This window comes from Vibrio sp. R-1, from assembly GCF_035615595.1.
GTDB classification, from domain to species: Bacteria; Pseudomonadota; Gammaproteobacteria; order Enterobacterales; family Vibrionaceae; genus Vibrio; species Vibrio cholerae.
The window spans coordinates 19148-38331 of sequence record NZ_WPDC01000008.1; the positions used below are offsets into that span (position 1 = coordinate 19148).

19 protein-coding genes are annotated in these 19184 nt (G+C 45.7%); 9 read left to right on the top strand and 10 right to left on the bottom strand.

The window, feature by feature from the left end:
- The first annotated feature begins 99 nt into the window (after positions 1-99).
- Positions 100-1656, top strand: a complete 1557-nt coding sequence (locus GOU96_RS03015) for an EAL domain-containing protein (RefSeq protein ID WP_113628985.1) — start codon at positions 100-102, stop codon at positions 1654-1656.
- A 14-nt stretch (positions 1657-1670) separates the two neighbouring features.
- The gene (locus GOU96_RS03020) at positions 1671-2027 is read left to right on the top strand and encodes a rhodanese-like domain-containing protein (RefSeq protein ID WP_001249602.1); all 357 of its coding nucleotides are present in this window, start codon (positions 1671-1673) and stop codon (positions 2025-2027) included.
- Between the two features lie 36 nt (positions 2028-2063).
- On the opposite strand, the gene GOU96_RS03025 is transcribed toward GOU96_RS03020, so the two are convergent.
- On the bottom strand, positions 2064-3104 hold the full coding sequence (locus tag GOU96_RS03025) for an oxidoreductase (protein ID WP_113628984.1): 1041 nt from the start codon (positions 3102-3104) through the stop codon (positions 2064-2066).
- Positions 3105-3134: 30 nt separating this feature from the next.
- Positions 3135-4442: a nicotinate phosphoribosyltransferase gene (pncB, locus tag GOU96_RS03030; RefSeq protein WP_267780795.1), complete on the bottom strand. Its 1308-nt coding sequence runs from the start codon at positions 4440-4442 to the stop codon at positions 3135-3137.
- Between the two features lie 283 nt (positions 4443-4725).
- Between pncB and GOU96_RS03035 the strand changes: the two genes are divergently transcribed.
- On the top strand, positions 4726-5442 hold the full coding sequence (locus tag GOU96_RS03035; protein ID WP_134987422.1) for an NUDIX hydrolase: 717 nt from the start codon (positions 4726-4728) through the stop codon (positions 5440-5442).
- A gap of 12 nt (positions 5443-5454) precedes the next feature.
- On the opposite strand, the gene GOU96_RS03040 is transcribed toward GOU96_RS03035, so the two are convergent.
- From GOU96_RS03040 to GOU96_RS03050, 3 genes are all read right to left on the bottom strand, one after another.
- Positions 5455-6696 carry a zinc-dependent metalloprotease family protein gene (locus GOU96_RS03040; RefSeq protein ID WP_267780798.1) on the bottom strand — a complete coding sequence of 414 codons (1242 nt, stop codon included), beginning with the start codon at positions 6694-6696 and terminating at the stop codon, positions 5455-5457.
- Between the two features lie 42 nt (positions 6697-6738).
- On the bottom strand, positions 6739-7428 hold the full coding sequence (locus GOU96_RS03045; protein WP_267780800.1) for a hypothetical protein: 690 nt from the start codon (positions 7426-7428) through the stop codon (positions 6739-6741).
- A gap of 277 nt (positions 7429-7705) precedes the next feature.
- The gene (locus GOU96_RS03050) at positions 7706-8062 is read right to left on the bottom strand and encodes a winged helix-turn-helix transcriptional regulator (RefSeq protein ID WP_000382998.1); all 357 of its coding nucleotides are present in this window, start codon (positions 8060-8062) and stop codon (positions 7706-7708) included.
- Positions 8063-8430: 368 nt separating this feature from the next.
- On the opposite strand from GOU96_RS03050, the gene GOU96_RS03055 reads away from it, so the two are divergent.
- Both GOU96_RS03055 and GOU96_RS03060 read left to right on the top strand, forming a co-directional pair.
- On the top strand, positions 8431-8745 hold the full coding sequence (locus GOU96_RS03055; RefSeq protein ID WP_001170982.1) for a hypothetical protein: 315 nt from the start codon (positions 8431-8433) through the stop codon (positions 8743-8745).
- A gap of 163 nt (positions 8746-8908) precedes the next feature.
- On the top strand, positions 8909-9538 hold the full coding sequence (locus GOU96_RS03060) for an esterase/lipase family protein (RefSeq protein WP_000706539.1): 630 nt from the start codon (positions 8909-8911) through the stop codon (positions 9536-9538).
- 170 nt (positions 9539-9708) lie between these two features.
- Here GOU96_RS03060 and GOU96_RS03065 read toward each other — a convergent pair whose 3' ends face one another.
- Both GOU96_RS03065 and GOU96_RS03070 read right to left on the bottom strand, forming a co-directional pair.
- On the bottom strand, positions 9709-10005 hold the full coding sequence (locus tag GOU96_RS03065) for a DUF134 domain-containing protein (protein WP_001891137.1): 297 nt from the start codon (positions 10003-10005) through the stop codon (positions 9709-9711).
- A 131-nt stretch (positions 10006-10136) separates the two neighbouring features.
- Positions 10137-11228, bottom strand: a complete 1092-nt coding sequence (locus GOU96_RS03070) for a YdcF family protein (RefSeq protein WP_001035629.1) — start codon at positions 11226-11228, stop codon at positions 10137-10139.
- 298 nt (positions 11229-11526) lie between these two features.
- Between GOU96_RS03070 and GOU96_RS03075 the strand changes: the two genes are divergently transcribed.
- Entirely contained in the window at positions 11527-12420 is an 894-nt protein-coding gene (locus GOU96_RS03075) for a DMT family transporter (RefSeq protein WP_000060643.1), read from the top strand.
- A gap of 264 nt (positions 12421-12684) precedes the next feature.
- Positions 12685-13986 carry a dicarboxylate/amino acid:cation symporter gene (locus tag GOU96_RS03080; protein WP_001093088.1) on the top strand — a complete coding sequence of 434 codons (1302 nt, stop codon included), beginning with the start codon at positions 12685-12687 and terminating at the stop codon, positions 13984-13986.
- Between the two features lie 128 nt (positions 13987-14114).
- Here the strand turns inward: GOU96_RS03080 and GOU96_RS03085 are convergent, their stop codons facing one another.
- The 3 genes from GOU96_RS03085 to GOU96_RS03095 form a co-directional block, all read right to left on the bottom strand.
- Positions 14115-14249, bottom strand: a complete 135-nt coding sequence (locus tag GOU96_RS03085) for a hypothetical protein (RefSeq protein WP_001058399.1) — start codon at positions 14247-14249, stop codon at positions 14115-14117.
- Between the two features lie 103 nt (positions 14250-14352).
- A complete protein-coding gene (locus GOU96_RS03090) occupies positions 14353-14703 on the bottom strand; it encodes a hypothetical protein (protein WP_267780806.1) in 351 nt (116 codons plus the stop codon).
- Between the two features lie 132 nt (positions 14704-14835).
- Positions 14836-16047, bottom strand: a complete 1212-nt coding sequence (locus GOU96_RS03095; RefSeq protein WP_258502868.1) for a multidrug effflux MFS transporter — start codon at positions 16045-16047, stop codon at positions 14836-14838.
- An 89-nt stretch (positions 16048-16136) separates the two neighbouring features.
- Here GOU96_RS03095 and GOU96_RS03100 point away from each other — a divergent pair, with 89 nt between their 5' ends.
- Both GOU96_RS03100 and GOU96_RS03105 read left to right on the top strand, forming a co-directional pair.
- Positions 16137-17024: a LysR family transcriptional regulator gene (locus GOU96_RS03100; protein ID WP_000383983.1), complete on the top strand. Its 888-nt coding sequence runs from the start codon at positions 16137-16139 to the stop codon at positions 17022-17024.
- 267 nt (positions 17025-17291) lie between these two features.
- Positions 17292-19127, top strand: coding sequence for a putative bifunctional diguanylate cyclase/phosphodiesterase (locus tag GOU96_RS03105; protein WP_076007865.1), 1836 nt, complete (start codon positions 17292-17294; stop codon positions 19125-19127).
- The last annotated feature ends 57 nt before the right edge of the window (positions 19128-19184 follow it).

Genomic DNA, 19184 nt, shown 5'->3' on the forward strand with positions numbered 1-19184 from the left:
AGCCAAGGACGGCTTTCATAAACAAAATCTATCAATGCATTGCTTTGCATTTCATTGTGTTACATAGTTTGGACTTATTTGCCACGCTGACGCTCTACAATGGCTAAGGAAAAGACTGTGATTTCAAAAGCACCGATGAGAATCGCGTTTGCCATTCTACTCTCACCCTTGATTATTTTTTTATTGGCTCAGCCGCTCTGGGCTCCTCTTGTCGCACAACATCTGCTTAATCAGAAATTTGCTGAGATTAATCAGTACCTCGAGCAACGCAGTCTGGCTTTAGACAGTATGATCACGCAACAAGTCCAGTCACTGACGTTTACTTGTAATAGCCATGATCAACAGCTAATCCGTGACCCACAGTTTTACAACCGATTTGTTCGTTTGATCGGCATTGAAAATGCACAAGGTGATGGCTGTTCCACCGTAGGTTATCCGATTGCTCTTGCGGCGGATTTATCCGCCTCTGAGCCGATGGGCTTCACTCTCTCTGCAACACCTAAAACCCAAACAGCTTCACGAGAATTGTTGATCCAATATAGCGAACCAAGAGGCCGCGTCTTTTGGGTAGTGGATGGCAGTTGGGCGCAAGAGCTGCTTCGCGAACCTTGCTCTGATTGTTTTTACTTACAGTTTAAATTTTTGGATCCTATGCTCAGTGAGTTGGCCATTCAGCGCGGCAACATCGCCATACTAGGGGAATCCAATCCGCTTTCTATTCGCCAGCATTCGGGTAACGCTCCTTTCCATAGTGAACAAACCCTGCTTGCTGGTGAGACTTTACTCACTTTTGCACGGCAACAGGTTTTTACTTGGGGGCTCCCTCTCGCAGTACTGCTTGGCGTATTTCTCTCAGCAAGCTATTTGATTTTACGTAACTATCGTAATTCTATTGAAGGCTTGATTGAAAAAGGCATCAGAGATGAAGAGTTTATTCCCTATTATCAGCCCATTGTCGATTCAAGAACGCAAGAGGTCGTAGGTTACGAAGTGCTACTACGCTGGCAAAAAGGCCACCAACTTGTACCACCCAGCCTATTCATCTCTGTAGCAGAAGATTCTGGCTTGGTCGTCAAGATCACCAACCAACTTATTCAACAAGTCTATCGCGATCTCGCGCTGCTCCCAGCCGAACGTTGGGTGAGTATCAATGTGGTCGCCGACCACCTTGAGCAACACCATCTAACACATTTATTGGAAGAGCTACATTGGCCATACAGTGAGCGCCTTAAATTTGAACTTACCGAACGAGTCCCCATCAAGGCCATGACTCAAGCGCAAGAGGAAGTGTTTTATCTCTTGAAGAAAGGGTATCAGTTTAAAATTGATGATTTTGGTACTGGCTACGGTGGCTTTGCTTATCTACAAAACTTACAAATCAGTAGCATCAAAATCGACAAAATGTTCGTCGATACCATCAACACCCACGATGTAAAAATCAGTGTATTAGATTCGATCATCGCTTCCGCTCAAGGAGGAAACATTGAAGTCATCGCGGAAGGGGTTGAGCACCAATACCAAGTTGATTACTTAGCAGAACGAAATGTGTTTTGGATTCAAGGCTATTTTTACGCCAAACCGATGCCATTAGAGCAGGTTTTGGCATTTGAAAAACAACCCTCGATACCATTAGACTTTGCCACAAGCAAAATATAATGAAGGAACTCGTTATGCGACAAAATGGATTAAAAGCGTTATTGGCCTTATTGAGTGCTTGGTTTAGCTCTGGAGCTCAAGCTTCCGAGCGCGCAGAGCTCGCATGGCAGATGGTCAATGAAGGTGCGCTCTTGATTGATGTTCGAACCGTCGAAGAATATGCGCAAGGGCACCTCGATACAGCACTAAACTGGCCACTGAGCGAGGTAGAAACCGCATTTAACGCCATCGAGAAAGAGCGCCCTATCGTGCTCTACTGCCGCAGTGGCAATCGCTCTGGCATCGCTCAGAAATATTTGATTGAACAGGGCTATACTCGAGTGCATAACGGTGGTGGTTATGAAGAAATGCGCCAAGCAGCGAACAAATAGCTACGCTGCTTAGCCTAAAGCGTGAGTGCTTTAACGTTAGAGAGTCACCGCTAAGCGTTGGCCTTTGGCGCTACTTTCTAACGCTAACTCAATCAGTTGGATTGATTGCAGCGCCGACTCTGCACTCACGGGATTGAATGCACCGTTTCGGATAGCCTCAACCACTTGTGTGAAATAGTGCTGATACCCCCCAAGCTCAGTGATGACGTTTTCACTCCCCTCTGCGTGATACAAGATGCCATATTGTTCGGGCATTTCCTGCGACCACTGAGGGTGAGTAGGACGCTCTCCGGCTTTCAAACGATCTTCCTGCGGATCTAAGCCATATTTCACGTATTTACCTAAGCTACCAAGGACTTGATAACGCACATTAGGCTCTGGGCTATACAAGTTCGCGTGCAAGCGCACCACATGCTGTGGGTAATACAATTGCAGATCAAAATAATCTATGGTGGTGGCCTCTGGTCGCATCATCCGGCAATCTGCGGATAACGACTGCGGAAGACCAAACAACACTAAGGCTTGATCCAGTAAGTGGGGCGCTAAATCAAACAAAATGCCGCCCCCTTCTTGCGCTTGTTCCCGCCAACGCTGACGAACCACAGGACGATAGCGATCAAAGTGCGATTCGAATACCTTCACGTCACCGAGTTGTCCTTGCTCAATCAGCTTTTTGACCGTAAGAAAATCACCATCCCAACGACGATTGTGGAAAACACTCAATAACAGCCCTTGCTGCCTCGCGAGTTCAATCAAGGTGCGGCCTTGTTCAATCTGCGTCACAAACGGCTTTTCGACAATCACGTGCTTACCATACTCTAAAGCGAGTTTCGCCAGAGGAAAATGCACATCATTTGGCGCGGTGATAATCACCAAGTCGACATCACTTTCTGTGATGAGCCGCTGCGCCGAATCAAAGTAGGCAATCTGTGGCCAATCTGCTTGTACCACTTGCTGCTGGCTAGAGCTAATCGCGCTTAAGGTGAGCGATTCTAACGTGTCAATAAAGGGCAAATGAAACGTTTTCGCAGAGTATCCATAACCGATAACGCCAACCTTAAGTGGGGTATTGGGCATAGCAAGTCGCCTCCAATGGCTTCGCGGCGATTAGGCCGCTGAAATATAGTGTCGTGGTGAACGCTTTTGATGACGCAGCTCATGGATAAGCGCATCCACATCCAATTCGATGTTAAAGCGCCGTTTGAGATTGGCCAAAAAGATCGGATCTTCACACATGGCTTTTTCTGGTTGATCGCTGATTTTCGCCACAGGGCGACCTTGACACTCCGCAAGCTTAATCACAATCGAGAGTGGGCGATACTCAACCCCCGCCGCATTACGCCAATTCGCTAAATCATTGGTTAAAAAGGTGCCGATCCCGAAAGAAATCTTCACTCGCCCAGCAAAATATTCACACAGATCCAGTGCCTGCCCGAAATCCAAACCATCCGAGAAAATGAAAAGCTTGGTGGTGGGATCAATCCCCAACTGCTGGTAGTGGGCAATCATTTTATCCCCCCAACGGAATGGGCAGCCCGAATCATGGCGCACACCATCATAAGCGTTTGCCAAATGACGGTTGAAATCATTCAAGAAGGCATCGATGGTTAAAGTATCGGTCGGGGCAATGGCGAGCATGCCATCAAACGCCGTCAACCAGCGCTCTAACGCCACTTGTTGTGAATCGCGCTCATTAACCAAAGCTTGATGCCCCATAAACCATTCATGGGCGATGGTGCCAATCGGCTTTAAATCAAATTCACGAGCGAAATGGTAGTTGCTGGTACCCAGCACCCATTGTGGGATCTCTTGCTTCAGGCAAGCCAACACATCACGCTGCACTTGGCTAGAAAAGCGGCGGCGGGTCCCCATTTCGGTCAAAGAAAAGTTGTTGATCCCACGACGCTCAATCTGCGCTTTTAATTGTTCAAGCTTGGTTTTGAGCACCTTCAGTGGTAAATCAGCAGGTACCTCAGCCCAACGCTGACGACTGCGTACTTCAGATACGATCGCCATCACTAAGGTTTCATACAAAATCGTGTCACGCCAACTGCCACGAATACTGATCCGCAGTTGCTGTTTTCCACCTTGTTTGACAATCCCCATTTCTACTTGCTCTTGAGGCACAAAATGGAAATAACGCAACGATTGCAAGAAGGTCGCCTTGAGATGTGGCGCATGCTGAGTCAAATAATGAATATCAGCATCCGAAAAGCGCAATGTGCCAAGATGAGCGATCTCCTGACGGATGACATCAAGAAGTCCGCTGGCATCCTCTTCACTGCGCACAATCAATTCGTAGCGCACCGACACATCCGGATAAAAATGGTGTATCGCTTGCATCATATTGATTTTATAAGCATCAAGATCGAGCAGGCTACGAATGATGTGGGGAGAAAACAGGCGTGGATTCATGATTGCCGTCCTTCAGTACACTTCGGATGTTAGTAACATTTTGTTGCTAACTTTTTCAGGCACGATAATGGAGCCCTCTATGTTTGTCAACTTTTGTGACAAACCCACAATAAACAGAAGGAATCTTCGGTTAAAGCATCCTCAAAGTATCGCCAGCACGCCTTCTATGGTATTCAGTCTGCAATAAACTGCCCAACATTCAGTTAATCACATTTTGTTATTTACATTTGACCCTTACCATTCAGTTACCTAGAATAGCCGCACCCTAATGTAGGAACCTTGTATGATTGTCACCATTGATATGATCTGTTTGCGCCTTGCCCCTAAGGGCATTGAGACCTTGTTGGTCAAACGCAGCAATCCAAACCGCCCTGATTGCGGTCTTTGGGCGATTCCCGGTGGTTGGGTGTTTGATGAGGATCTCAGCGCACAAGGTGGCGAACCCGCTGACAAAGATTTTGATTCTGCGCGTCGGCGCATCTGCCGCCAGAAAATCCATACTTACCCCAACTTCATCAGTGATCCTTTGGTGGACGGTAATCCTAAGCGCGACCCAAGCGGTTGGAGCATCAGTATTTCTCACTATGCCCTGCTCAATCATTCCAACGTCACGCAGATTGAAGAGGCTGGGATGGATAAGAGCCGTGTTAATTGGTTTGCACTAGAGACGATTTTGCAAGGTAAACAAGTGCTGGCGTTTGATCATGTGGCGCAAATTCAGCATGCATGGAAAAAACTACGCGCAGCGGTTGAGTACACTTCAGTCGTGCTGTTCTCACTTGAGCAGGAGTTTTTGGTGGCGGATATTATTGAGGCTTACGCCAAATTCGGAGTGGACGTCAATCGCATGACGGTAAAACGTCGGCTGATCGATACCGGAGTAATTGTCAGTACTAATAAAATTACCGCCTCTAGCAAAGGTAAAGGCGGCAAACCTGCGACGGTTTATCGCTTAGCCAGTAACGAAGTCATCTATTTTCAGACTTGCTTGCGTGGCTAAAAAACTAAACCCTTACGGGAAGGTGATTTGGAACTGGTTCAAGGTGCCCAATTTGCCACCGAAGTGATCTTGGATCTCAAGACGCCACTCTCCTTCAGCAGCAGACGGATCAACGTCATTTAGCGTGAATTGCACTTTATAACTTTGGCCACGATCATAACGGTTTGCTTGCTTCAATACCCAATAGCTTCCATCTGGAGCATACAGCCTAATGCTCAGATCGCCACGGTATTCATGGGTAATGTCAATCGCAACCTGCGCCGTGCTGGATTGCTGAGCGCTTACCACGATCGGCAAAGTCAGGATCTTCATATCCGGTAGTGCAAGCGGACCTTTTATCGTAAAAACGTTATTCGTATTGTCTGTCGGTTCTGTATCCCCGGGATTTCCATCATCAACCGGAGGATTTGTACCCGTATAGACTTGCGCAATATGTGGAGCCGTGAGGCCTATCGCACGTACTGAGTTGGCATAATCTTTCACACCACAAGGAGCACCTTCACACTGTAAATTGGGGCTAGAGAACTTATAACTGCGTCCCACGCCAAATAAGTGTGGGTATGCCATGATGGTGGCAAATTGCCCTTTAATCCCATAGCCATAAGCATCGACTTCCGTGCCATCTTTAAGATGTGGAAGATAGAGTGAACCATCTTCATTTTGATACTGCTCATGAGCATGCTGAAGACCAAAGTTATGCCCTAATTCATGGATAAAGGTTTCCGCGCCACACTCATTTAAATAGCTATGGCTATACATGCTTTTCTTTGCATTTTGTGGATATTTCCACGCTGAAGGAGCCACAATCCAAGCCAAACCACAGCTAATTGAGTAACCACCATTCGAGAGACGCTCATAATCGGGTGAGTTATTGACATCAAGGTAGCGAAAAATAGCCACCATATCCGCCCCAACTTGTTGGCGATAAGCTTCAACATCCGCAAAAGCTGGGTCGAGCCAATTAGATGGAGTTGCAGCATCGAGCACTTCACTCTGAGATTTCTTCAATCCCGGTTGTGTGTCGTATTGCACTTCTTTGGTTGCGGCTAAATTAACATTGATGTCCAGACCACTGTCTTTCAGGACTTTGTTCGCTACGTTCACGCTGTGCTGCATTTGAGCGACATGCTCTTGCTTAAACCCTTTCGCAGTATCTGGGGTGTATAAGCCTAATACATCAATTTGGGTCGTAGCCCAAATTGCAGGTGAGCAAAGTCCGACACTTACGGCCAGTGCCAATGACGCCTTTTTCATAATAACTCCTAGTTTTTGTGTAAATGCGCGATAAGCGCGAGGTTAATGAGCACGATCGTGCGATTGCGTATCGTGATCGAAACCGTGGCTATCAGGGACTTGGTACACCCATGCTTGGTGTCCGACCCCTTCTATTTTGATAGAACCTTGGGGATGACCAATAAAACCCATGATGGAATGTTGGCCAAAAGTGAATGTCACCGGAAAAGTGCCTCCCTGCGTCTCAAAGTTTCCGGCCCATGTTTGTATGCCTTGAGCTTGAGTTTGCGCCTCATCAATCAGAACTCGAATACTCTCTCCATTTGGAAGCTGCAAAGTGGCTGAATCCCCCGCCATTAACACGCGAAACTGATCGATATTTTCAAATTCAATCGCTTGAATATCAGTGACGGCTTGGCTCTTCGGCTTCAGGTCTGCCAGTTCAGGCGTAGGATTGATGGGCTGCCAGACTTGCTCTACGTTTTGTGGCTCGGTCACACGAGGATCTTCACCTAGCTCTTGCACTTCTTCCTGCTCATTCACTACCCGATTTTCCGTTGACTCAAGCTCAACAGCAGGGTGTTCATGAATCGATAACTCAATCTCAGGTGCCGGTTTCGGAGCGATGACGTGCTCCTGCCGCTCATCAGGCAAGTTAGTACGCGGTGTACTTGAATAGGTAAAATAGAGTAAAGAAATACCTAAAAAAAATAGAACAACAAACGATAAAAATAACAATCTTGATAGCTTCATTTGATACACATCCGTGATGAATAAGTGTTGTTGTTATAAATAAAAACGACACAGAAACACAACCTAGATAGTGTGATTTTGTACCAGAAATAAAAGTCAACATTATCGAATTAAATAAATCACTGGATGGTGATCAAACTTTATCAATACGTATATTTATCATAATTTAATTCATGACATTGATTTGAATATTTCATGACATATTTAAAACAGTCTAGATTAGATAAATAAAAAGCCTGCAAATGAGATTGCAGGCTAAAGTGAGTGAATTCGTTACTTAATTACTTTCTAAAAGTGGTTCTCGTTCATTTTCTACGACATGATCTATCCACTGATATAATCCGCTCGCCACGACTCTACCCGATTGGGTCAAGCCGTAATAAACCGTCACGGGTATGGTAGGCTGCTGCTCACGCCATACCCAGCCAATCTCTTCAAGCATCTTCAATCTGTGGCTTAACATTTTTGCTGAAATGCCATTCAATGAATATTGAAGTTCACCAAAACGAGCGGACTCAGAAGAGTCTAAATGCCAAAGTATATGCGTGACCCACTTCGTTGATATTCTCTCTAACTGCTGTAAGGCAACAGTATCATTAATGGGTATTCTTGGTGATTTGATATTTACGTCCACGAATATTCTCTATTTTGCTGTGTTTGATTTGCCATCATAACACTGGAATAGATTTATTAGAATTATTCGCTCATCGATAATTCAGTTACAAATAGTTAGTAGCTTTACTGATTTTATTTATCATTTCATCTACCAAGAAAATACTTCCCAATAAAAACACAGTTAATTAAATCTATTGTAATAAGCAAGTCAAGAAGTTACAAGTTTGCAACAAAAACAGTATTGGCGAGCAGTTTCATTCATTAACTTTGTTCTATTTTTTTGAACAACTAAAACGAATCACTCCCATCGTTTACTTTGCAACAGCCAATTATGCTAAGCGGCGAATGTGAATTGACACATCAACAATCATTATGAGGACTTTATTTATGCAAAAACTAACCCCTGTTTTGTTACTCGCAACTGCGATTGTACTACCAATCCACGCCAATGCTTCTGAGTTAAAAATGAGCGTATCAACGAGCCAAAATACCGCGCTATTAAGGCTCACACAGGATGGAACCCCTGTTGCTAACTACCCAGTAAAAGTGGAAGGTGCGGATAACGAGGCCTATCAAACCTCAGAAAATGGCACCTTGATCATCAAAAACTACGAGCCTCATTCGCAAGTCGTGAAATTTACTGTGACCGACTCCACTGGCAATAGCCAAACGGAACAAAGCTTTTTATCTCGCGATTGGTAAGTTCACCTAAAGGACTCACCATCATGGATTTGATGCACTAACGAGAATGATGTCCCTTCATTATTCTCGTTTTTTCTATCGTTAATCGGATCTCTACACTGTTTATTCCTATTCAAGCATGGTTAGATAATAGGCCTGACCTTCGGCAAAGGTTCTGCGACTGATGAAGATTGTAATACTGCACGGTTTGTATATGCATGGTTTGGTGATGCAACCTCTCGCGCAACGTCTCAATAAACTCGGATATCAGACAGAAGTGATCAGCTACAACACTTTAGCCATCGATGATGAAAAAGTATTTCAAGCCATAGACTGCGCACTGGCACAAGATCGCATCAACGTGTTGGTAGGACATAGTTTGGGTGGATTGATGATCAAACATTATCTACGTTCTCGTCACCCTTCACCTAATGTGATTTCTCATGTGGTTGCTTTGGCCTCCCCTCTTAAAGGGGCATCAATTGTCGCTAAGATCCAGCAGTTAGGACTAGGAGCCATGTTAGGTAACGCACATCTGTATGGCTTGCAATTGCATCAAGATAGCTGGGAATTGCCACAACGGCTGGGTTGCATCGCAGGAACATTGCGTTTCGGATTTCGCCCAATCTTACTCGGTGGTTCAGGAATGTGTGATGGCACGGTCACGGTTGCCGAGACTCAAATCTCAGGAATGACTGATCATCTTCTCTTGCATCAAAGTCATACAGGATTGGTTTACAGTCATCAAACCGCCCATCAAATTGACTACTTTATTCGCCACAATCAATTTCAGCATAAAAAAATCCCCGAATGAGGTGATAAGCCTCTATTCGGGGGAGCCAGGTGAATAATGCGCTTGGCAAAAGAACCACTCTCAACGCATGGATAGAAGGAGAAAGTGGTTGGTCACAGCGGTTCTGTGACAGACAATCTATCACTCACTCTGGCATTTAGCAGGCTGCTTATCCCAATTGGTTTAATAGCTTAATCCGATGGGTCAATGTCCATGGATTGGATATAAAGCGCCTTTTGATGAAGCAGACAGTCGACAACTTTAAAACGCGCCGCTTTGACCAGATTGGCTAAGGTTTGCCGTGATACCTGCATTTGCAATGCAGCCTGCTGCTGCTGCAAGCCAAGCTGATCAACCAATCTCAACGCTTCCAGTTCATCTGGGGCTAACTCAACACGAGCGAGCTGACTCATAGGAACACCGTTGGGTTTAAAACACGATGCTGGCGGGTGACACTCAATTCGGCGCGGAATTTTAGGACGAGCCACAATAAACATTCCTTTTGCTATTCACCGGGCTATTGAAAAGCAAATGCAGAGGGAATTCAACTGACAAAGCACTAACCACACAAACACAAAGGCCGCAATCACGCGGCCTCAAATCAATATCTTGAATAAACCTAGCGAGATTCTAGTGGATAAGAGCGGTAGCTCCACATACCGTAAGTACGCAGCGCATCACGGTAAATCCCTAGCAGTTCACCACTCGACGCCTTTTCAAGCTCATTCAATGGTTTATCAGGATAAGAAACGGTATCGAAACTAATCCCTTTCGGACCTGTTTGCCAACTCGCAATTTCAAACAAGGTTTGTCCCCGGCGAACATGACTTGCCGAGCTGATGATGGTCGCATGCTTAATACCATGACGAGCTAAGGCGTAGCTACTGTACAAGGCGTTATCGACTGTACTTGTCGCGTAGTTTTCTTCAATAATTCGTGCAGCACTCACTCCGCGCTCAATTAACCAATCCGCCATCAATTTCCCTTCCGTTTTATGATTTTGCGGTACTCCCCCAGTCAAAACAATCATGGCTTCTGGGTTAGCTTTTGCCATATCAAGAGTCGTTTCTAAACGCTTAACCAAAATGTCGTGCATTGAGCCATCAGGATTAAGTGCGTAGCCCAACGTCACAATCGCACCATCTTTACCAAGCTTTTGGGTCGCTTCTGCTTTCAACGGCGTTGCTACGATTCGGTCAACCGTAGCCAGAATACGTTGCAAATCTGCCGCTCGTCCTGCATTTAAAGATTGCACAGCTTTGACGTGTTTCTGGTAAGCCACATCGTTTCCTTTAAATTTTTGCCACACGGCTAGGTAGGTGTGTAGATCTACGTCATCAGGAGCCACACTGAGTGCTTGGTTAAACAGTTCAATCGCTTGATCAACATTCTTGTTGTAAATCTGCGCATTCGCAGCAGAAATCAGTAGGTCGGTGCGATAAGGTTCCAGTTGATAAGCTTCGAGCAAACGCTGAGTCACCATTTCCATGTTACTCGGCATTTTGGCCGTAAACCCAGCATGAGAGACTCGTGCTGGCGATTTAAACGCGGTTAATGCCTCTTCAAGAAGTTGATCCACCACTTGACGTTGCGTAACAAATTGACTGTATTCAACGCTTGGCTTGACCGCATTCTCTTTAGCGTTCACAGAGTAAGGTAGGGTTAGAGCCACAACACCTGTGATGGCAAGCGTCAGAAGTTTTTTATTCATTATGGAATTTCCTTATGTAGAGCAGCAAAAAAATGAATTTATGAATTCACCACCAAACAAACCGTGACTTATTTCGCATAGTAAAAATTCACTATTGATAAACAAACCTAACACTGGCAGGGATCTCATTTCCTAGTGCTCCTCACTTCGATGGCCGCTTTTGAAACCGTTGTTGGGTTACGTCGCACTGTGCATCAATCGACACACGCGATTTCCGGCAATCTAATCGATTTGCTGATTGCATATTTTCGCTTTGTAGCCGAGAGTGAGTGCTCTTTAGATTGAAGGAGGGAGAAGTATGTCGTTGGTGAACTTGCTACAACTACTCTGTTTGGCTGCGATTTGGGGTGGATCATTTCTTTTTATGCGTATTGCTGCCCACAGCTTTGGTCCCGCTTACCTGATAGAAGCTCGCGTAGGATTTGCCGCACTCAGTCTCTTTTTGGTGGCGCAGCTACTCAGGCGATCACTGCCAATACGCCAGCATTGGCCACATTTTTTGATTTTGGGCTTAATCAATACCGCCGTTCCCTTTTTACTGTTTGCTTATGCGGCGTTAACTCTAAATGTTTCAACACTCTCCATACTCAACTCCACAGCGCCCATCTGGGGAGCAGTGATTGGCTTTCTCTGGCATGGTACTCCTCTCTCCCGTAAAGCGGTGGCTGGGCTTCTGTTAGGCGTAAGCGGTGTGGCGGTTATTGTAGGATGGGATATGGTGGCGATAGGACATCACGCTGCGCTACCGATGGTATGCGCCGCGCTCGCAGCAGCCAGTTACGGCTTAGCCACCAACTACACCAAACAAGCACCCCAGGTCTCCGCGTTTGAAAATGCCCATGGCAGTATGTGGGCCGCGTGTTTATGGGTTGCTCCACTCATGTGGTTTGTTCCTCTACGTGAAACGCCTTCCAGCTTAGAATGGGGAGCGGTGATATTGCTGGGGGTCATTTGTACTGGGTTGGCTTACTTAATCTATTTCCGTTTGGTGAAAGCCATTGGTGCGGCATCCACACTTTCCGTTACCTTCCTCATCCCCGTTTTTGGCATCTTGTGGGGCTACTGGATCCTCGATGAACCGATAGGGCTCAACACCCTGTTCGGTACTTTACTAGTCTTGGCAGGTACCATGTTGGTTACCGGTTTTTCTCTTCGTAACGCCCGACTTTCACGCCAACCGCAACCGCATTAACCCTCTTCACCCCCGCCATTTTCACCCGTTGAGAATGGCTATTTTTGTTGCATATACAAACTTATATGTTGCATTTGATAATAAAGACAAGATTTAAAGCTAAAACTTTGTTACCAAATACGACAAAAACCAGCCATTTAAGTGATAAAGATCACAACCAAACAGCGAGATTTGCTTTTTATTTTCGAGTTTTTGATTACGCCTGCTAACCTCCGGCTCGCTTTGCAATGATGTCAGAGCGGAAAACTATAAGGAGTGTTCTGGATGAATACCAAAAAACCGTTATCGCTCACCGCTAAGGTCATCCTTGGTATGGTAGCCGGTATTTTGACTGGATTTGCGATTCGCGCCCTGTTTGCAGGAAATGGATTTGTAGACGCATATATCGTTAATGGACTGTTTGATGTTGGCGGCAAGATTTTTATCGCCAGCTTGAAAATGTTAGTCGTGCCACTGGTGTTTGTTTCACTGGTATGTGGTACGAGCTCACTCAAAGATCTCTCCACATTGGGCAGAATGGGCAGTAAAACCTTAGGTTTTTATCTCGCCACCACCGCGATTGCCATCACTCTTGCACTCACTATGGGCAGCTTATTTCAACCGGGAGCAGGGGCAGATTTAACCGCCGCCAGCAATTTTACCTCGGCGGAAGCCCCGTCTCTGGGTAAAGTGATTGTGGATATGTTCCCAACCAACCCAATCAGTGCAATGGCGCAAGGCAATACCTTGCAGATCATTATCTTTGCCGTTCTGTTTGGTGTGGCGATCAGTGCTGCTGGCAAACCCGGAGAGCGCATTGCTCAGGTGTTCAATGATCTCAATGAAGTGATCATGAAGCTGGTTGCGATGCTGATGCACTTAGCTCCTTACGGCGTATTTTTCTTGATGGCCAAGCTCTTCACCGGACTCGGACTGGGGGCAATTTTGAATTTAGCGGAATACTTTGTGGTGCTGGCGGGGACTTTGTTACTGCATGCCTTCGTCACCTATGGGTTGATGCTGAAAACCTTTGCAGGCCTGAATCCAATGGTGTTTTTCCGCAAAATGGAAGACGCGATTATGTTTGCATTTTCGACTGCGTCATCCAATGCCACCATTCCTGTCACCATGGAAACGGTGAAAAACCGTTTGGGCGTCGATAACAAAGTGGCTTCCTTCACCGTACCACTCGGTGCAACGGTGAACATGGATGGCACTGCGATCATGCAAGGTGTCGCGACCGCATTTATTGCGCAGGCCTTTAACATCGACCTCACCATGACCGATTACCTGATGGTGATCCTGACCGCGACACTGGCTTCTGTCGGTACTGCGGGTGTGCCTGGCGTTGGCTTAGTTATGCTCGCTATGGTACTTAACCAAGTGGGTCTGCCACTGGAAGGGATTGCGCTGATTATGGGTGTCGACCGCCTACTGGATATGATCCGCACTGCGGTGAATATCACTGGTGATGCCTGTGTCTCTTGTATTGTGGCGAAATCTGAAAACGCCTTTGATGAAGCACGTTTTGCCGATCCAAAAGCGGGTGAAAAAGAAGAAACGGTTCACTTATCTCAAGCTCAGTAAACTTAGCGACTTCACTGAATGTGACGTAAAAAAATCGCCCCACACATTTGTGGGGCGATATCATTCTTCGCCTAGCGTTTTCCCGCTTTCAGTTGAACATTCAAACGCAAAAGCTTAATCACATAAGCTTATTGGCTAAACTTTTGACGCATTCTCTGTAATAAAGAGCGCTTTTTCGTTTTGCTTTTACCAAACTGAGCTTGATGCATCGCTTGTTTAGCGATCATTTGGCCTAGGTAAACAGAACCGAGTTCATTATTCATAACACATGCCTCTTTGTTGTTGAGTGACATTTTGCGCTCAATATAACAGCGAAAAACAACAAAACAAGAGTATGGTCACGTTTTTTTGTAGTTTTATTACAAATTAATGGCGTTTTGGTTGTTTGTACGTTTTACCTGCCGCTTGGTAAACGTCTTTTTGCTTGATATCGAAAAAGCCATCAAAGAACCAAGCGACAAATTTCACCACGTCGTCACCTTCGTTCATGATGTGTTCGACGTATTCTTGTTCTTCGCCCTGCTCATCCACTTCCATGGTCACATGGTAAATACGTTGCTCACCTTCGACTTCAGCCAAAGCAAACTGACCTGAAAGCGATTGCGCCGCTTCAGCAATCGCCTCGTCTTCGCTGCTTTTTAGCAGTTCTAGGGCTTGCGGTAACGTCGCTTGCTCACATAAAAGTTTAATTAAGGCTTCAAATTGACTCTGTTGCATGATGTTTCCCCGTAGAAAGCTCTTCCCCATAAAAATGAGCGGCGATTATATACACTTCTCCACCTGAGCGGCAGTGAATCTCGATTATCAAACTAACCATCACTGGCCCGAGATTCAAACCAAGCTAGGCAATTACATTGATATTTGCGCAGCGCTAGGCTGCGAGTGCGCTTTTTTCGTTGCGATCAATACACTCAACATCGTGATGCCGACCAGAATATAAAACACACCCATTGCATTTTGGCTAGTCACCCAATGCTCCACCAAATATCCTCCCAGTAAACCTGCGATCCCCATCTGAATCGAACCAGAAAGCGCAGAAACCGCCCCCGCTTGTGATTTATGAGGTGATAACAAAAGCGTTGTAGCCAATGGAAAAGAGATGCCCTGCGCGATGCTCAGCCAAGTAAAAGCCCAAATCAGGTTAAACACGGAGAATTCGGTCAGCAGCAGCCAAAGGCCCGCAAATACCATCAAGCTAATCGCACACCCCAGCAATTGACACACCGAAAAACGAGAAGTCAGCATGTTTACAAGCACGCTGCCCAGTAATAAACCTGAAGAGGGAATAATAAGGGTCGAGCCGTAATCGGCTGCGGTCATACCTAGCTGTTTTTGGAGCAGAAAGGGCAAAATGGATAAGGTGACCAAGCTGGCTAAATAACTTAACCAGTTGTAACTTGCACTACTGGTGACTTGTTGATTAGTAAGCAGTTTAGCGTAGTTAATCACAATGCCACGCCATTGAACTCGCCGTTTTGGGTAAGGCAGCGTTTCTGGCAGGATCATCAACCCAAGCGTAAAAATCGCTCCAATATAGAGCAGCACAAAAATAAACACCGACTGCCAGCTTAAATGGTACGCCAGCCATCCGCCAAGGACTGGTGCAATAATTGGCATGATTGACGCGGTGATTGAGAGATATGAGAGAGCTTTGGTCAGATGGAAACCATCATAGCTGTCTCGCAACACACTACGCCCAAGTACCGAAGCACTGCCCGCCCCTAATCCTTGCAATAAGCGTCCAAATTCAAGAGCTTGAAAATGATCCGACATCATCACGCAGAGCACAGTACCTAGCAAATAGATACCTTGCCCAAGCAAAAACGTCGGGCGTCGGCCTACGGCATCGGACAGTGCGCCATAAAATAGCTGTGAGCCACCAAAACCCAGTAAAAAGAGCGTGACGAGCATCTGCGCACTCGCTTGATCGACCTGTAAATCACGGCTAATCAGAGGCAGTGAGGGCAAATAAATGCTCACACCCACTTGACCAGTAGCGATGATCATCATCGCAAGTAGCATGGGGGTGCGGCGAAAACGAGTAGAGGTTTGTGCGTTCATGGCAGAGAGTCTATATTGGCAACTCACATTTGATAATCTCGCAAATTGGAAATAAATTAGTTCCAACCAAGAACAAATAAGGGCACGAGATGGACTGGCTACAGAGCGCAAAAACCTACATCAAAGTCGTTGAAGAAGGCAGTTTCAATGGTGCAGCACGCAAACTCAACACCACCAGTTCGGCGGTCAGTAAGCGTATTCACTGGCTTGAGGAGCGTATTGGAGTTCAACTGCTGAAACGCACGACACGTTCAGTTACGCAGACCGAGGCCGGAGCGCTTTTTTATCAACGAGCCAAAGCACAGTTAGAAAGCTGGCAATCCGTGGTCGATGAAACACGCTCCGTCAACCAAACGCCCGCAGGCTTGCTGCGTATCGGTGCAACCTTAGCGGTCGGCTCTAAATTTTTGATGCAGTACCTCGATGAGTTTTTACAACGCTATCCCGATATCCGCGTTCAGCTCATCACCACCACACCGGGACAATTACCAGAACTGCATCTCGATCTGTTCATCAGCCGTGAAATTGAGCAGCTCAATTCGCTTAGCTTCAAAGCCACTCCCCTATTTGAGTATCAAGCGGCGTTTTATGCCTCTCCGAGCTATTTGGCTAAACATGGCGTTCCACAAACGCTACAGGAGTTAACTGAGCACAATGTGCTGTGCTGGGGGGAGCAAACATTTCGCGAAGTAAAAACAGCGCAAGGCAAACGCCTAACGTTAACGGGCAATTTCGCCACCACCAACCCTGAAGCCTTGTTTTATGCAGGGAAAGCCGGCATGGGGATTATTGTCACTGGGCATATTATGATCAAAGAAGAGCTAAAACAGGGCAATTTGGTTCGCCTATTGCCTGATGTCACTATAGATCAAGCGACCGTATACGCGTATTACCCCAAATTGGAGTACCAACATACCCGTACTCAGCTATTCCTTGATCATTTGAAGCAGAAGTTAGTGCAAAACAAAACCGAATAAGTGATTTTAATATCAATTAACAGATCGAAATTCCTGCCGGCAGTCTAATTTTTTTGCTCAGTAAACGATTGAAATAAAAAAGTAAGCCTAAAAATCCATGACTAATCCATAAAAATTGGGTGGAAAATCATCCAGAACTCATCAATAGTAACTACATGCATATAAATCCAAATGGCTTGGAAGCAAGGACTACCTTCCAACTTATTGGGCAGAGAGCTTCGCCGTGACGAGCTCCATATTGTCAGTTACCGCTAGAGAGATCAGAGTATGACGAGCACTCAATTGAAATCAGAGAAACTGAGTCTGGATGCCATACACCACTTCAATGGGCTTTGCGGTTCAGAGCTACTTTCTCAAGCCACGCAGTTTCTGCATAAAACGTTTAATAGCCACAGTTCGATGGTAATTGAGCTAGACAAAATGCGCTATAAAGCACACAACCTGTCTTGTGCCAGTATTGAACCCAGTGGTTTAGAGCCTGATTACGAATTGCATGGCACACCTTGTGAGCAAGTCGGGTTAATGCAGCAACCTTACTGCTTATTCACACACCAAGTCGCCGAACGATTCCCTACCGATGGCTATCTGGTAGAAAACCAGATTGAAGCCTATCTTGGGATCCCGATTTCGTTCTCCAATGGTGAAAACTACGGCATCCTGATCTCCACCTTTACTCGCCCATTGGAACAGTACGATAACTTAGTTTTGACCCATCAAATTTTGGCTCAAATGATCGCCCATGATTTGGAGTGCCAACAGATCGCCGCTCGCTCGCAAAGTTTAGTCAACCAACTACGCCATGAAATATCCCATGATAATTTAACAGGTCTAATGAATCGTAATGATTTAGCCGAGAAACTGACGGCTCTCGTTCAAGAAGATAGACATCATTTCACCCTGGCCTTTCTTGATATTGATGAATTTCGTTCGATAAACGATCTGCATGGGCACTATTTGGGAGATCTTGTGCTGAAATTTGTCGCGGATGCGATAAAACAAGCCGTCCCCGAAGAAGGATACGCCTTTCGCATCGCCGCTGATGAATTTGCTTTTTTAACCACAGATCGTGAGCCGATGAAAATCTGCCAAACCATACTCAACAAACTGGCGCAAGATTATATCGATCAAGATCGTCGCCTCAAAATTAGTGTCAGTATTGGTATAGCCAAGTACAGTGGTGAAAAACTCAATGCCGATCAATTACTGTTCAATGCAAGTCTCGCTTTAAAAGAGTGTAAACGGAACCATAACACGCGCATTCGTTTCTATGACAACTTACTGAGCAATCAATACTATCGGCGTACACAAATCATTGAAGCTTTGCGTAGTGAATTGAGTAAGCCAATTCATCAAACTGAGCTGTATGTGGTCGTACAACCGATCGTGAAAAAGCATCAAAGCAATTGGGACTATTTTGAGATCTTAACGCGTTGGAATAGCAGTACGCTCGGTGTGGTGACACCACTGGAATTCATTGAAGCAGCAGAGCAATCTGGCCTGATTGTCGAATTTGGCGAACGTATTCTCGAATTGGCCTGCATCGCGAAACAAGAATTAGAACAAGGTATTGACCAAAAAATTCGCTTAAGCATCAACTGCTCCGCCGATGAGCTGACGCATTCCAATCGTTACCTTGAGCATCTATTAAAAACCATTAAAGCCTATGGTTTTCAAGCCGACGAGTTCACCATTGAACTGACAGAAACGGTTTTACTCTCTAAGGCCGCAGAAGTGTGCAGTATTCTCACCATATTGCGTGAATTGGGTTTTAAAATTGCCTTGGATGACTTTGGGACAGGTTATTCGAGCCTTAACTACATCCACAGTTATCCGATTGATTGCATCAAGATTGACGCAGCATTTGTGCGTAACCTACTTACCAACCAAACCTCTGAGAGTATCGTGTGGTTAATTATTCAGCTTGCCAACCAACTTAAACTCGATCTCGTCGCTGAGGGGGTAGAGAACCAACAAGCGCTGGATAAACTCTATCAAATGGGCTGTGAGCAAATTCAAGGGTATTACTTCAGTCGACCTGATTTACCGAGTGTGATTATTGAACGCTGGCAAAAAGGGACGAATGTAACTCAAATGGCGAATTAACCAATATTCTCAACGCAGGCTTCAATCCAAACGATACACCAAAACAGCAACGGCTAG